Below are 13,919 nucleotides of genomic sequence, written 5' to 3'. Positions count from 1 at the left end.
CCCGGCGCCGGGGACACGGCGTCGCGGCCCCGGACGTCAACTCGCCCATCCGTGTCATCCGTTCGGGTCGAAGGGGATGCCGGACGGCTTGGCCTCGGCGAGGTGCGCGGCGAAGCTGCCGTCCTTCAGGCCGAAGTGGGCGCTGCCGAAGTCGTGGGCGACGAGCTTCTCGCGCAGCCCCGGCGGATAGCCGTTCCAGCCGACCAGCGGCGGGTACTGCCAGGAACCCTTGTGGTTCTCGGGCGGTTCGTCGCCCGCGCCGGCCAGGCGGAAGCAGTGGGTGCTGATGCCGTCCTTGTGGTAGACGACCTTCGGGTGGGTGCCCTCGAAGCGGACGGACGAGCGGGGGTGGATCGTGAACGAGCCGTGGTTGGACGTCGCCACGTACTGCACGGTGTCGTTCTGCACCCACACCACGACGTGCTCCCAGTCGTGGCGGTGGCCGCCGAGGCTGACACCGGGGAGGGCCTGGTCCTTCTCGAAGTAGAGCGCGTAGACCACCGCGCACCAGCCGTTGTTGCACTTGGCGCGCGCGTAGCCGTTGGTGTTGTCCAGGTCGGAGGCGTCACGGCAGTCGCCGTTGAGGGCGCCGGTCGGTTTCAGTCCGGGGTTGACGGCGCCGTCCGGTCCGATCGCCGCGGAGGAGTAGCAGCCGTCCGTGTCGTAGTCGTAGGCCGGCTGGTAGGTGCTCTCCAGGGCGTCGGCGTTCGCGGGGAGCGCGGGCGGGGGCGCGGCGAAGGCCGTGGCGGGGGAGGCGACGACCAGGGTGGCGGCGCCGGCCAGGCCGGTCAGCCATCTCCTTGCGTGCGTACGGGACTTGCTCGGCGACACTGCGTCCTCCTCGGGACAGGCGCAGCCCAACGGCTGTGGGGGGCTGGGGAGTTCACAGCATCCCGGTCGGACGTGCCCATGCCAAGAGGGCGGGCGTGTCAGAGGTGCGTGCGTTGCGTGTCAGAGGTGCGTGCGTGTCACCGGGGGCGCGCGGACCGGGCGGGACGGGGCCGCCCCCGGGTCACGCCAGGTCGTCGGGGAGGTCGGCCGCCGCGTCCTCGGGCGCCAGGTCGGGCCGGAGGCGGAGCCAGGACGGCTGGCGCAGCATGCCCTCCCGGGTGCGGGTGCTGTAGCGCACCTCGCCCACCAGCCGGGGCACCACCCAGCGGGCGTCCGGGACGGCGGGCGGCGGGTCGAAGGGGCAGACGTCGGTCGCCGCGGCCTTCAGCAGCGCGGCCAGCTCGGTGCGTTCGGCCTCGCTCCAGCCGGTGCCCACGCCGCCGACGTAGCGCAGCCGGCCCCCCGCCCGCTGCCCGACCAGGACGGCGCCCGGCAGTCCGGTCAGCCGGCCCTTGCCCGGCAGCCAGCCGCCCACCAGCACGTCCTCGCTGCGCATGTTGCGGATCTTGATCCAGGCGCGGGAGCGGACCCCCGGCTCGTACACCGAGTCAAGCCGCTTGCAGACCAGCCCCTCCAGGCCGTGCTCGACGGTGGCCCGCAGCGCCTCCGCGCCGTGGCCGACGATCGCGGCCGGGGTGGACCAGAACGGCCCGTCGAGCCCGAGGTCCAGCAGCTCCTCGCGGCGGCGGACGTACGGCTCGCGGAGCAGCGAGCGGCCGTCCAGGTGCATCACGTCGAACAGGATGAGATGCACCGGCACCGTCTCCGCCCGGCGGGCCGCCCGCGCGGGGGAGTGGGCCAGGCCCATCCGCGACTGGAGCAGCTGGAAGCTGGCCCGGCCCTGCGCGTCGAGGGCGAGGATCTCCCCGTCCAGCACGGCCGGCCGGGACCCGAGCGCGGTCGCCAGCGGACGCAGCTCGGGATACGCGCCGGTGATGTCCTGGCCGGACCGGGCGCGCAGCACGATGCTCCCGTCGCCCGGGAGGTAGAGCACCGCCCGCTGTCCGTCCTGCTTGGTCTCGTACGCCCAGCGCGCGTCCGCCGCCGGGGGCGGCAGCCGGCCGGGCGTGGCGAGCATCGGCGGGATCAGCGGCAGGGTCACGGGTGAGGTGTGGACGCCGCCGCCCGGCCGCACGCGTCCGGCCTCGCTGTTTCGCCCGAACGGAGCGCCCGGCGGGGCTGAGTGGAGCGCTCCGTTCCCCGCAGCTCAGTTGATTGAGTTACGTAATGAGATGGTAAAATGGGCTCATGTCCACGCCCCCGCCCTCCGACGTCTCCGCCTCCCCGGAGGTGGTCGAGATCGAGCGCGCGCTGTACCGCATCACCTACCTCAGCTCGCGCGCCCGGCAGCACGAGCGGCTGACGGCCGCGGCGGGCGTACCGCTGGACCGGGCCGAGGCGGCGCTGCTGCGCAAGATGGCCGACGCCGAGCCGATGCGGCCGGGGGAGCTGGCGGCGCGGCTCGGCGTGGAGGCGTCGCACGTCACGCGCACGGTGCAGCATCTGGAGAGGTCCGGCCACGTCGTCCGCGTCCCCGACCCGGACGACCGCCGCGCCCAGCGCATCGAGCTCACCGACGCCGGCCGCGAGGCGATCGCCCGCATCCGCGAGGCCGGGGTCCGCGGCATGCAGACCGCCCTCGCCCACTGGTCCGAGGAGGACCTGCGCCGGCTGGCCACGCTCTTCCACCGCATGGTCGACGACTTCTTCGCCCACGCGGCCGGGACGGACGCCGGGTCCCCGGCGGACTGAGCCCCGCCCTCCCGTGCGGCTGCCGCCTTACCGTCCGGTAACGTGCGCGGCAGTCGTCGGAGGAGGAACCGTGTCACGGTCCGCACGCTCACCCCTGCTGCTCGCCGGCCTGCTGGCCGCCGCGGGCACCGCGCACTTCGCCGCGCCCCGCCAGTTCGACCACATCGTCCCGCGCTCCCTGCCCGGCTCGCCCCGCGCCTGGACGTACGCCAGCGGCGCCGCCGAGCTGGCGCTGGCCGCCGGGGTGGCGCTGCCCCGCACCCGCAAGGCCGCCGCCCTGGCCGCGGCGGCGTTCTTCGTCGGGGTGTTCCCCGCCAACGTGAAGATGGCCGTCGACTGGCGTCACCGCCCCGCCCCGCAGCGCGCCGCCGCCTTCGGCCGGCTGCCGCTTCAGGTGCCGCTCGTGCTGTGGGCGCGCGGCGTCGCCAAGGGCGCGGAGGGCACGGCATGAGCGCGCGCGTCGAGAAGGGCGACACGGTCGAGGACTTCGCCGCGCCCGACGAGACCGGCACCGTCCGCCGGCTGTCCGGACTGCTCGCCGACGGCCCGGTGGTGCTGTTCTTCTACCCCGCCGCCCTGAGCCCCGGCTGCACCGCGCAGGCCTGCCGCTTCCGCGACCTCGCCGCCGAGTTCGCGGAGGTGGGCGCCCGCCCGGTCGGCGTCAGCGCGGACCCCGTGGAACGCCAGGCCGAGTTCGCCGGACGGCACACCCTCGGCATGCCGCTGCTGTCCGACGCCGACGGCGCGATCCGCGAGATGTTCGGCGTCAGGCGGGGCATCTCCGTGGCCCCGGCCAAGCGGGCCACCTTCGTCATCGGCCAGGACCGGACCGTGCTGGAGGTCGTTCGCAGCGAGCTGCGCATGAACGCCCACGCGGACAAGGCGCTCGCCGCCCTGCGCGCCCACCGGGGCTGAGGCGGCCCCCGTCCCGGCACCCGCCGCGGTTGAGAGGCGACGGCCGCGGGTCGATCCTGGACCAATGGACGACGCCTCCGCCGCGCTGACCGTCGATGCCCGCGGCGTCGTGACGGGGTGGAGCGAGGGAGCCCGGCGGCTGACCGGGTTCGCCGCCGACGAGGCCGTGGGACGTCCCGTGCGGGACCTGCTCGCCGGGGAGCCGGGCAGCGGGGAGACCCCGCCCGGCCGTCCGCCCCTGCCCGAGGGAGCCGTCACGGTGCGTCACCGCGACGGCCACGCGCTGACGCTCCGGATCGCGGTGTGCCCCCTCGACGGGCCCGGGAACGAGACCGCCGGGTACGTGATCACCGCCGCGCCCGCCGGCGCGCGGGAGGCGTCGACGGCCGGCCGGGCCTTCGAGCAGTCGTCCCTGCCCATCTCCGTGTTCGACGCCGAGCACCGCTTCGTCCGGCTCAACGCCGCCGCCTGCGAGGCCATGGGCGGCTCCGAGGAGTCCCTGCTCGGCCGTTCCTTGCTGGACGCCGCGGGCCCCAGCGAGCGCACCCGCTCCATCGACCGGACCATGCGCACGGTCGCCGAGACCGGCCGCGCTCTGCGCGACGAGAGCTACGGCCAGGCCGCCGACGACCCGGACCAGCACGCGTGGGACGTGGAGATGTGGCCGCTGCGCGACACCGCCGGCCGGGTGATCGGCACCGCGCTGGCCGGCCTGGACGGCTCCGAGCAGCACCGGGCCCGGCGCCGGCTGGCCCTGATCGACGAGGCCACCACCGCCCTCGGCACCACCCTGGACGCCGTCCGCACCGCCGAGGAGCTCGTGGCGCTGCTGGTGCCGGAATTCGCCGACTTCGCCGCGGTCGACCTGCTCGACTGGGTGCTCGACGCGGAGGCGCCCCCGCCGCGGGAGGACCCCGACATCGTGATGCGCCGCGTGGCGCACGCCTCCGCGGGACCGGACGCACCCGCCACGGTCGTCCCCCTCGGCCGCACCGACGCCTACCCGCCCTACTCGCCGCCCGCCAGGGCGCTGCGCGAGGGCAGAGCCGTGCTCGCCCGGGCGGGCGAGGACGGCTTCGACCGCTGGATGGCCGAGCGCGAGCCGCAGTCCCTCCGGACGCCGGCGGCACGGGCCTCCCGCATCCACGCGGAGCTCGCCGTGCCGCTGCTCGCCCGCGGCACCACGCTCGGCGTCGCGATTGCCCTGCGCAACCTCCGCCCCGAGAAGTTCGCCGAGGACGACGCCGTCCTGGCCGAGGAGATCGCCGGCCGGGCCGCCGTGAGCGTGGACAACGCCCGCCGTTTCGCCCGGGAACGCGCCACCGCCCTGACCCTCCAGAACAGCCTGCTGCCCAAGGTGCGGCCCGGGCAGGCCGCCGTCGAGATCGCCCACCGGTACCTGCCCACCGCGTCCGCCGCGGGCATCGGCGGCGACTGGTTCGACGTCATCCCGCTGTCCGGCACCCGCGTCGCCCTGGTCGTGGGGGACGTCGTCGGACACGGCATCCCCTCCACGGCCACCATGGGCCGGCTCTGCACGGCCGTGCGCACCCTCGCGGACGTCGACCTGCCGCCTGAGGAACTGCTCACCCACCTCGACGACCTGGTCACCCATCTCACCGCCGACGACCGCATCGACATCCCGGAACTCGGCGCCACCTGCCTGTACGCCGTCTACGACCCCGTCTCCCGCCTGCTGACGGTGGCCGCCGCCGGGCACCCCGCGCCCGCCCTGCTGCTGCCCGACGGCACCTGCCGGCTCGTGCCGCTGAACGCGGGACCGCCGCTGGGCGTCGGCGGCATGCCGTTCGAGGCGACCGAGCTGAAGCTGCCGGAGGGCTGCGTCGTCGCCTTCTACACCGACGGGCTGGTCGCCGGCCGCGGCCGCGACATCGACCACGCCACGGAGGAGCTCTGCCGCGCCCTGACGGTGCCCAGGGAGTCGCTGGACGCCCTGTGCGACGTCGTGCTGAAGCACGTGCTGCCCGAGGAGCCCGGCGACGACGTCGCCCTGCTGCTCGCCCGCACCCGCGCGCTGGGCGCCGGGCAGGTCGCCGCGCGGGACGTGGCACCCGACCCCGAGGAGGTCGCCGCCGTCCGGAAGTGGGCGCTCGACCTGCTGTCCGCCTGGGGCCTGGACGACATCTCCTTCGTCACCGAACTGGTGGTCAGCGAGCTGGTCACCAACGCCGTCCGCTACGGGGAGCCCCCGATCCGGCTGCGGCTGATCCGCGACCGCACCCTCATCTGCGAGGTGACCGACGCCAGTTCCACCTCGCCCCATCTGCGCCGGGCGCACGCCTTCGACGAGGGCGGCCGGGGGCTGCTGCTGGTCGCGCAGCTCACCCAGCGCTGGGGGAGCCGGCAGGCGGACGGCGGCAAGACCATCTGGGCGGAACAGGCCCTCCCGCGCCGCTGACCCGCCGCCCCTCAGGACTCGCGGGGGCTCAGCCGTTCGGCGGACGGGCCCTTCGGCACCGACCACGACCTCAGCACGTCGCCCACCTGGAGCCGGAAGTCGAAGTGCATCCGGCGGGCGTCGTGGATCTGCACGAGCGGCCCCCGGGTACCCGGTCAGAACTCCTCGTGCACCTCCGGGTCACCGCCGATCCGCCGGTGCGCCCGGTCCGAGAGGGTCCGCATCTGGGCGTCGTCCAGCTCGAACCCGAACACGTCCAGGTTGGCGCGCTGCCGCTGGGGATCCGACGACTTCGGTACCGGCACCGCGCCGAGCTGGACGTGCCAGCGCAGCACCGCCTGCGCCGGGGTGACGCCGTGCGCGTCGGCGACGGCGGCCACCGCGAGGTCGTCCAGCAGCCGCGAACCGCGGCCCAGAGGACTCCAGCTCTCGGTGAGCACGCCCTTGTCCGCGTGGTAGGCGCGCAGCTCCTCCTGGGGGAAGAACGGGTGCAGCTCGACCTGGTTGACCGAGGGCAGCACCCCGGTCTCCTTCTCAAGACGTTCGATGTGCGCGGGCGTGAAGTTGGAGACGCCGATCGAGCGGACCAGACCGTCCTCCCGGAGCTTGACCATGGCCTTCCAGGAGTCGACGTACCGGTCGACGCGGGGGAGCGGCCAGTGGATCAGGTACAGGTCGACGTACTCGAGGCCGAGCCGGGCGCGGGACTCCTCGAAGGAGGCGAGGGTCTCCTCGTAGCCGTGGTGGCGGCCGGGGAGCTTCGTCGTCACGACGATCTCCTCGCGCGGGACGCCTGCCCCGGCCACGGCCCGCCCCACGCCGGTCTCGTTGCGGTAGTTGGCCGCCGTGTCGATCAGGCGGTACCCGGCGTGGAGGGCCGAGGTCACCGCCCGCTCCGCCTCGGCGTCGTCCATCGGCCAGGTGCCCAGGCCCAGGGCGGGGATCGTGGTGCCGTCGTCGAGGGTGTGCTGCGGGATGCTCGTCACGGGAGGGCCCTCCGGTCGCGGTGTCGTCCCCTCCAGCGTCGGCCACCGCGGGGGCGTCGATCAACCGGACGGGCCCGGCGCCCTGTCGCCAGGGGCCGTTTCCCCTGCCACGCTCTTTCCGGGAGCCGGTCCGTCCGGGGCCGGCGGGTACGAGCGACGGAGTGGGACGCATGACGACGGACAGCCGCGTCGGGACGGACCGGGGGCACACGGGGAAGCCGGAGGTGCGCCCCGCGGCCGGGCACATCGGGGCCGACATCACGGGCGTCGACCTCGCCGCGGACCTCGACGAGGAGACGGTCGCCGCGATCAGGGCGGCGGTGCTGCGCTGGAAGGTGGTCTTCTTCCGCGGCCAGCGCCTGGACCACGCCGGACATGTGGCGCTGGCCCGCCGGTTCGGCGAACCGGTCGTCCTGCCCCGCCGGGGCTCCGCCTCCCCGGCGGACTTCCCCGAGATCGAGACCACCGCCGACCGCCTGGAACTGGGCGGCCGCTACGGCATGGACCACGACGAGTGGCTGCGGCGGCGCCGCCACACCCTGCTGCGCGGCTGGCACTGCGACCACGGCGCCCGCGTCGACCCGCCCGCCGCGACCATCCTGCGCGCCGAGACCGTGCCGCCCTACGGCGGCGACACCACCTGGGCCAACCTGGCCGCCGCCTACTCGGGACTGTCCGCCCCGGTACGGGAGTTCGCCGACCGGCTGCGCGCCGAGCACCGGCTGGGCGTGGGCTACCAGCCCCGGCCCGGTGACGACGCCTACCTGCGCCATCTGCTGGACCACCAGACCGCCACCGAGCACCCGCTGGTGCGCGTCCATCCCGAGACGGGGGAGCGGATCCTGTTCGTCAACGGCTACTACGTCGAGCAGATCACCGGCCTGTCCCGCCCGGAGAGCCGGGCGATCCTGGAGATGCTGCTGGAGCAGGCCACCCGGCCCGAGTACACCGTGCGGCTGCGCTGGGAGCCGGGCACCGTGGCGTTCTGGGACAACCGGGCCACCATCCACCTCGCGCCCGGCGACACAGCCCACCTGGACCACCCGCGGATCATGCATCGCGTGATGCTCGCCGGGGACGTCCCCGTCGGCGTCGACGGCCGGCCCTCGCAGCCTCTCACCGGCACCGCACCGGGCCGCTGGTAGGCACGCCTCACGTCAGCGGGACGGTCACCTCGTCCTCCACCGGCGGGGCGACCTCCTGCGCCCGCTGCCCGGTCGCCGCGAAGCAGCGCAGCCGCAGCGCCTGGGGGGTCACGTCGATCCGCAGGAAGGACTTGAAGAACGGCGGGCTGTACGTGGCCGAACCGGGCGAGAACAGCGACTGGTACGCCTTGCGCACCGGCAGCCGGAACCGCTTCCCCCGGTCCGGCCGGCGTCCGGTGCCGAGCAGCCCCGCGACCAGCCGCATCCGGCGGGTCACCCGGACCGGCGCGCCCGGCGCGCGGGTCGGCCCGATGCCCAGGCGCTCGGCGATCACCGCCGCGGCCTCCGCCTCGGTCAGCGAGAAGAACCGGCGCAGCCGCGTCCGCCGCCCGTACAGCCCGCTGTAGAAGGCGAGGGAGTCGCCGCGCAGCGGGTAGCAGCGGAAGTCCGCCTCGGTGACCCCGGCGACGTCCACCCGGGGGATGGTGTGGGTGGCGTGCGTGAACGCCCCGCCGCCGCCCGCCACCACGTACTGCAGGGTGCGGCCGTCGTCCAGACGCACCGGGTAGCGCTGGTAGTTGTGGATGTCGCCGCCGATCGAGGCCACGTACCGGTGGGCCGGGTCGCGGACGATGTCGTCGACGGTGCCGCCGCCCTCGATCGGGCACGGATGGTGCTCGCCGTCCACGTACAGGGGCGAGCCGGTCACCAGGATCTTCGGGCGCGGGTCGCGGGACACCTCGCGCAGCCACGCGCCCTGCTCGGCGTCGAGCGTCCCGAGCAGTCCGGTGTCGATGCCGACGATGCGTATCGGCCCGGCGTCGACGGCCCAGTACGGGCCCGGCTGCACCGCCTGCTGCGCGGGGGAGGAGCGCAGCTTCCGTGCCTCGTCGAGACGTTCGCCGTCGCCGGGGCGGGGCCGGTGCCACAGCAGGGACCGCAGCCAGGCGCGGGTGAGGGGGCGCGGCGCGGGGGCGGGCGGCAGCGGCCCGGTCTCGTCGCAGAAGACCCGCATGAAGCCGGCCAGGTCCTCGTACCAGTCGTGGTTGCCGGGTATCGCGTAGACCGGCGCCTGGTAGTCCTGGTACGGCCGGAAGAACTTGGGCCCGTAGTCGTCGGCGCCGCCCACCGGGTAGATGACGTCGCTGGCGAGCACGGCGAAGGCGGTGTCCCGGCCTTCCTTCAACAGGCCGGGCACGACCGCGTACTGGGGCTCGCCGCCCTCGCCGGTGTCGCCGATCACCAGGAACGAGAAGCGGTCCGGGCCGTCGCGCCGGATCACGCGGTCGGCGGGCGCCCCGGCCGCCGCCCGACGGGCCGCCCAGCGCGATCTGACCTCCCCGGTGGGGTCCCCGAGCCAGGAAGCCAGGACGCCGTTGCGGGCGGCCCACAGATGCCTCGGGTCCAGCCAGGAGATCTTCTCGGCCTGGCGCGGCACCAGCCGCATGTACTCACCGCGTTCGGAGACGCCCCAGCCGGCGCCCTCGGCGGTGTCGCGTGAGGATTCGGACACGCGTGCACCGTAACAACGGTGGCCCGTACGGACGGTGGGCGGGGCCGCGTGAACCTGGCTGCGGAGACGCCGAGTTGACGTGCCGACTCAGAAGGCGCGGTCCAACAGGTCCAGCAGCGCCGCCCAGTGGCGCTCGTCGGCCGCCTCGTCGTACGACGCCGTGTCGGACTGGGTGAAGCCGTGCACCGCCCCCGGGTACACCTCGCAGCGGTGCCGGACGCCCGCGTCCGTCAGGGCCTTCTCCAGCCGCTCGATCTGCTCCGGCGGCAACGAGGGGTCCCCGTCGGCGTGTCCGAGATACACCTCGGCGGTGATCCGCGGCGCCGCCAGGTGCGGGCTGTGGGGGTCGTCCGTCGCCAGCCGGCCGCCGTGGAACCCGGCCACCGCCGCCACCCGGTCCGGGAAGGCGCCGGCCGCCCGCAGCGCGAGACCCGCGCCCATGCAGTAGCCGGCCAGCGCCACCGGCCCGTCCGCCGCCTCCGGCAGCGCGGCGAGCCACCGCAGGTACGCGCCCGCGTCGGCCGTCGCCCGCTCAGGCGTCAACTCCCGCAGCGCCGGACGGAGCCGGCGGAACAGCTCGCCGCGTGCCTCGGCGTCGATGAAGCCGGGCAGCTCGACCACCGGGGCCGGTCCGCGCCGGTGGAAGAGGTTCGGCACCAGCACGGTGAACCCGGCCCGCGCCACGCGATCGGCCGCCTCCCGCACCGTCGGGCGCACCCCGAAGGCGTCGGTGAGGCAGAGCACCGCCGGCCGGGGCGCGCCGTCCGCCGGACGCGCCAGGTACGCGTCCGCCGCCCCGTCCTCGGTGGGGACGCGCACCTCGGTCCGCTCCACGTCCGTCATGTCGCGCCGTCCTCCCGTCACTCGCCGTCACTCGAAGCGCGAGACGTCGCCCGCGCCCACCCGCACGATCTCCGCCTCGCCGCCGGAGAAGTCGATCACCGTCGTCGGCTCGGTGCCGCAGTCCCCGGAGTCCAGGACCGCGTCCACGACATGGTCGAGCCGGTCCTTGATCTCCCAGCCCTGGGTCATCGGCTCGTCCTCCCCGGGCAGCAGCAGGGTGCTGGACAGCAGCGGCTCGCCCAGCTCCTCCAGCAGCGCCTGGGTGACCACATGGTCGGGGATGCGCACGCCGACGGTCTTCTTCTTGGGGTGCTGCAGCATGCGCGGCACCTCCTTGGTCGCGGGCAGGATGAACGTGTAGCGGCCCGGGGTGGACGCCTTCACCGCGCGGAAGACGTCGTTGTCGATCCGTACGAACTGGCCGAGCTGGGCGAAGTCGCGGCACATCAGGGTGAAGTGGTGCCGGTCGTCCAGCTTGCGGATGGTGCGGATCCGGTCGATGCCGGTGCGGCTGCCCAGACGGCAGCCCAGCGCGTAGCAGGAGTCCGTGGGGTACGCGATCAGCGCGTCGTCGCGGACGGCGGCGGCGATCTGACCGATGGTGCGCGGCTGGGGGTTGTCGGGGTGCACGTCGAAGTACTTGGCCATTCACCGAGCTTATGCCGACCCGTCGCGCCGGGATGAGCCGCACCGGCCCGTGGGGTAACGTCCCCCGTCCGGGCCACAGGGCGAGGAGACGAGGGGAAGGCCGAGGTGACGGGCGGAAAGGACACGGCGCACGGGGCGGCGGCGGAGCGTCCGGGGTGGGCGCGTGAACTGCTGGAACACCTGCGGCCGGCCGGGCGTGACGTGCGCCGGGTCGTGGACTGGCTGGCCGGCGCGGTGCGTGCGGAGGCGGCCCTCCGCGACGGCGCGGGCGGGCTGCTCGCCGGGACCCCGCTGCCCCTGGACGAGGCGCTCGCCGCGGACGTCGCCTCCGGCCGGATCGCGTCCGCCGCGTGGGACGGGGACGGACGCCATCTGCGCATGGTGCGCATCAGGCACCCCACGGGCGCCTGCGTGCTGGCGGTCTCCCGCGGCACGCCCTTCGACCGGCACGCCTCGGACGTCGTCACGCACACCGCACAGGTGCTCGAACTGCTGCTCACCGCCCACGAGACGCAGGCGGCCGGCGTCCGGCTCCTGCGGGCCACCGCCGACCTGCGGCTGGCGATCCTCCAGCTGCTGATGGTCGAGGACACCGTCTCCGCGCGCCGGGTCGCCGCCGGACTCTGGCCGGGACTGCTGGACGCCGAGACCGCCTGCGTCTACGTCCTGGAGTGCGACCCCTCCGTACGCGACCGGCTGGCGGCCGAGTGCATCGAACGCACCCGGGAGGAGGCGCTGGTGGTGCGGTGCCCGGCCGTCGACGGCCATGTGATCGTCCTCGGCCCGCGCGAGGCCACCGCAGGCGACCTGCGGTCCCTGGTGGAGCGTCACCCCGACACCTTCGTCGGCGGGAGCGTCTGGCAGAGCCTGGCACGCACCGCCACCGCCTACGGACAGGCCGTCAGCGCGCTGGCCGTGGCCCGCTTCCGGCCGGACAAGACGGCGGTGTACGCCGAGCGCACCCACCCCGAGCGGCTGATGGACCCCGCGGCGCTGCGCACCTGGGCGGCGCGGGTGCTGCGCCCGCTCGACGCGCTGCCCCACCACACCCGCGCCGAACTGCTCGCCACCACCCGGCTCGGCCTGGAGTTCACCGCCGTCGCCACCGCCAAGATCCTCGGCGTCAACCGCAACACCGTGCGCGCCCGCATGGACCGCGTGGAGTCCATGCTCGGCGTCGACTTCGACGACGTGACCGTACGGGCCGTCGTGCATCTGGCGCTGCACACCCAGATCAACCTGCTGGACGGTCAGGGGGCCGCCGACTCCGCGGCGAGCGCGCGGTGCCTGACCGAGCTGCTGTCAGGACCGGCCGTCGCGTCCTGGGCGCAGGAGCTGCTGGGCCGCCTCGACGACGACCCGCGCAACGTGCGCCGCACCCTGCGCACCTGGATCGCCGCCGGGGCCAACGCCGAGCGGGCGGCGCAGACCCTCCGCGTGCACGCCCAGACCGTGCGCGAGCACGTCCGCAGCGCGGAACCGGTCCTGGAACGGCAGCTCCTGGCCGCCGGGACCGATCTCTACGAGGTCGCCCTGGCCCATCTGGCGGTCGGCGACCTGGAGCAGCCGTTCTTCGCGGGGGAGTGAACCGGGCGATTCGGACTCACCTGTGCACAGGTGAGTGCCGTGGACCCGTGCAGCGGGCACCGGCGCGGTACACAGACCGGCCTCGTCTTGCATAGTTTCGAGCCACGGCGGGGGTACGACCGGAACGGGGGACCGGTCGCACCCCCGCCCTCTGTCGTGCCCGCACGCGTTCTTCCGCCGCCCCGCACTGTCGCACGGGCCCGCCCGCCGCTACCCTACCGACCGGTAACGGCAGGCACTTCGAAGGCGAGGCCCCCATGGCGCGGTTCACGGTCGACGGCGCCGAACTGGCCTACGACGACGAAGGCCCCCGCGACTCCGCCCCCACGCCCCTGGTCCTCATCCACGGGTGGACCGCCGACCGGCACCGCTGGGACCACCAGACGGCCCACTTCTCCCCGCACCGCCGGGTGATCCGCCTCGACCTGCGCGGCCACGGCGAGAGCACCGGCGCGGGCGCGCCCACCATCGACGCCCTCGCCCGGGACGTGGTCGCCCTCCTGGACCACCTCGGCGTCGACCGCTTCATCCCCGTCGGCCACTCCATGGGCGGCATGACCGCCCAGACCCTCGCGCTCACCCACCCCGGACGGGTGGAACGCCTGGTCCTGGTCAACTCCATCGGCCGCATGACGTACAGCCGGGCGCGCGGGCTGCTGATGGCCGCGTCCACGCTGGTGCCGTTCAAGCTGTTCGTCGCCGCCAACATCCGGCGCGCGTTCGGACCGGGCCACCCCCGCGACGAGGTCGAGAAGTACATCCGCGCCTCGGCGTCCACGCCCCGCGAGGTGGTCATGACCCTGTACGCGGCGATGCGCGCCTTCGACGTCCTCGACCGGGCCGGAGAGATCCGCGTGCCGACCCTGATGGTGCACGGCTACCACGACGTCCAGCTCCCCGTCCGGCAGATGCTGCGCCTCGCCACGGGATACCAGGACGCCGAGATCCGCGTCCTGGACGCCGGACACGAACTGCCCCTCGAGCGGCCCGAGGGCCTCACCGCGGTCCTGGACCGCTTCCTCGCCCGCCCGTAGGTCCGCCGGCCGCCCCAGGGCCGTCACGCTCCGCAGCGCTCCGGTCGCCGCCCGTCCCGATCGGGGGCAGCATGGGCCTCGTACACGCCCGCGCGCCCGGCCTTCGCCGTGAGCGGGGGCAGCGTACGCGTGCATGACGCCGCGGCTCCGGGTACCCGGGCCGCTCCCAGGAACCGGCCGACGGCC

Annotated in this window: 13 protein-coding genes and 1 pseudogene; 7 read left to right on the top strand and 7 right to left on the bottom strand. The window is 74.8% G+C overall.

Annotated features, from left to right (window positions below):
• Window positions 1-54: 54 nt before the first annotated feature.
• Together ACP7TJ_RS02110 and ACP7TJ_RS02105 are read right to left on the bottom strand one after the other, a co-directional pair.
• Window positions 55-831 (bottom strand): NPP1 family protein, encoded by a 777-nt coding sequence (locus ACP7TJ_RS02110; RefSeq protein WP_427761876.1) that lies wholly within the window; start codon window positions 829-831, stop codon window positions 55-57.
• A 181-nt stretch (window positions 832-1,012) separates the two neighbouring features.
• On the bottom strand, window positions 1,013-1,993 hold the full coding sequence (locus ACP7TJ_RS02105) for an ATP-dependent DNA ligase (RefSeq protein WP_093769945.1): 981 nt from the start codon (window positions 1,991-1,993) through the stop codon (window positions 1,013-1,015).
• A 146-nt stretch (window positions 1,994-2,139) separates the two neighbouring features.
• Here ACP7TJ_RS02105 and ACP7TJ_RS02100 point away from each other — a divergent pair, with 146 nt between their 5' ends.
• The 4 genes from ACP7TJ_RS02100 (at window position 2,140) to ACP7TJ_RS02085 (ending at window position 5,977) form a co-directional block, all read left to right on the top strand.
• The gene (locus ACP7TJ_RS02100) at window positions 2,140-2,643 is read left to right on the top strand and encodes a MarR family winged helix-turn-helix transcriptional regulator (protein WP_427761875.1); all 504 of its coding nucleotides are present in this window, start codon (window positions 2,140-2,142) and stop codon (window positions 2,641-2,643) included.
• A gap of 70 nt (window positions 2,644-2,713) precedes the next feature.
• A complete protein-coding gene (locus ACP7TJ_RS02095) occupies window positions 2,714-3,094 on the top strand; it encodes a hypothetical protein (protein ID WP_167744322.1) in 381 nt (126 codons plus the stop codon).
• Window positions 3,091-3,558, top strand: coding sequence for a peroxiredoxin (locus tag ACP7TJ_RS02090; protein WP_093769891.1), 468 nt, complete (start codon window positions 3,091-3,093; stop codon window positions 3,556-3,558). Before ACP7TJ_RS02095 ends, ACP7TJ_RS02090 begins: the two co-directional genes overlap by 4 nt.
• A 64-nt stretch (window positions 3,559-3,622) precedes the next feature.
• Entirely contained in the window at window positions 3,623-5,977 is a 2,355-nt protein-coding gene (locus ACP7TJ_RS02085) for a SpoIIE family protein phosphatase (protein ID WP_401628115.1), read from the top strand.
• Window positions 5,978-6,012: 35 nt separating this feature from the next.
• On the opposite strand, the pseudogene ACP7TJ_RS02080 reads toward ACP7TJ_RS02085, so the two are convergent.
• Both ACP7TJ_RS02080 and ACP7TJ_RS02075 read right to left on the bottom strand, forming a co-directional pair.
• A pseudogene (locus ACP7TJ_RS02080) lies at window positions 6,013-6,114 on the bottom strand (DNA polymerase ligase N-terminal domain-containing protein); the annotation flags it as partial.
• A gap of 18 nt (window positions 6,115-6,132) precedes the next feature.
• The gene (locus ACP7TJ_RS02075) at window positions 6,133-6,963 is read right to left on the bottom strand and encodes an aldo/keto reductase (protein WP_266544192.1); all 831 of its coding nucleotides are present in this window, start codon (window positions 6,961-6,963) and stop codon (window positions 6,133-6,135) included.
• 170 nt (window positions 6,964-7,133) lie between these two features.
• Between ACP7TJ_RS02075 and ACP7TJ_RS02070 the strand changes: the two genes are divergently transcribed.
• On the top strand, window positions 7,134-8,108 hold the full coding sequence (locus ACP7TJ_RS02070; RefSeq protein ID WP_367549691.1) for a TauD/TfdA dioxygenase family protein: 975 nt from the start codon (window positions 7,134-7,136) through the stop codon (window positions 8,106-8,108).
• A gap of 7 nt (window positions 8,109-8,115) precedes the next feature.
• On the opposite strand, the gene ACP7TJ_RS02065 is transcribed toward ACP7TJ_RS02070, so the two are convergent.
• From ACP7TJ_RS02065 to ACP7TJ_RS02055, 3 genes are all read right to left on the bottom strand, one after another.
• A complete protein-coding gene (locus ACP7TJ_RS02065; RefSeq protein ID WP_370162571.1) occupies window positions 8,116-9,621 on the bottom strand; it encodes a metallophosphoesterase family protein in 1,506 nt (501 codons plus the stop codon).
• A gap of 87 nt (window positions 9,622-9,708) precedes the next feature.
• The gene (locus tag ACP7TJ_RS02060) at window positions 9,709-10,464 is read right to left on the bottom strand and encodes a dienelactone hydrolase family protein (RefSeq protein WP_093769886.1); all 756 of its coding nucleotides are present in this window, start codon (window positions 10,462-10,464) and stop codon (window positions 9,709-9,711) included.
• A gap of 27 nt (window positions 10,465-10,491) precedes the next feature.
• Entirely contained in the window at window positions 10,492-11,112 is a 621-nt protein-coding gene (locus ACP7TJ_RS02055; protein WP_167744317.1) for an L-threonylcarbamoyladenylate synthase, read from the bottom strand.
• A 105-nt stretch (window positions 11,113-11,217) separates the two neighbouring features.
• Here ACP7TJ_RS02055 and ACP7TJ_RS02050 point away from each other — a divergent pair, with 105 nt between their 5' ends.
• Both ACP7TJ_RS02050 and ACP7TJ_RS02045 read left to right on the top strand, forming a co-directional pair.
• Window positions 11,218-12,699, top strand: a complete 1,482-nt coding sequence (locus ACP7TJ_RS02050; protein ID WP_093769885.1) for a PucR family transcriptional regulator — start codon at window positions 11,218-11,220, stop codon at window positions 12,697-12,699.
• A 257-nt stretch (window positions 12,700-12,956) separates the two neighbouring features.
• Window positions 12,957-13,733 (top strand): alpha/beta fold hydrolase, encoded by a 777-nt coding sequence (locus ACP7TJ_RS02045; RefSeq protein ID WP_093769884.1) that lies wholly within the window; start codon window positions 12,957-12,959, stop codon window positions 13,731-13,733.
• Window positions 13,734-13,919: the final 186 nt, after the last annotated feature.

The organism is Streptomyces sp. DSM 41931 (assembly GCF_050271085.1).
Lineage (GTDB): Bacteria > Actinomycetota > Actinomycetes > Streptomycetales > Streptomycetaceae > Streptomyces > Streptomyces albogriseolus.
This window is presented reverse-complemented; position numbering and strand designations above follow the sequence as displayed.

Bases quoted from the DNA above. Each gene is read 5' to 3' on its own strand.
- ACP7TJ_RS02100 (WP_427761875.1), top strand. From the start codon at position 2,140: ATGTCCACGCCCCCGCCCTCCGACGTCTCCGCCTCCCCGGAGGTGGTC.
- ACP7TJ_RS02090 (WP_093769891.1), top strand. From the start codon at position 3,091: ATGAGCGCGCGCGTCGAGAAGGGCGACACGGTCGAGGACTTCGCCGCG.
- ACP7TJ_RS02085 (WP_401628115.1), top strand. From the start codon at position 3,623: ATGGACGACGCCTCCGCCGCGCTGACCGTCGATGCCCGCGGCGTCGTG.
- ACP7TJ_RS02070 (WP_367549691.1), top strand. From the start codon at position 7,134: ATGACGACGGACAGCCGCGTCGGGACGGACCGGGGGCACACGGGGAAG.
- ACP7TJ_RS02060 (WP_093769886.1), bottom strand. From the start codon at position 10,464: ATGACGGACGTGGAGCGGACCGAGGTGCGCGTCCCCACCGAGGACGGG.
- ACP7TJ_RS02055 (WP_167744317.1), bottom strand. From the start codon at position 11,112: ATGGCCAAGTACTTCGACGTGCACCCCGACAACCCCCAGCCGCGCACC.
- ACP7TJ_RS02045 (WP_093769884.1), top strand. From the start codon at position 12,957: ATGGCGCGGTTCACGGTCGACGGCGCCGAACTGGCCTACGACGACGAA.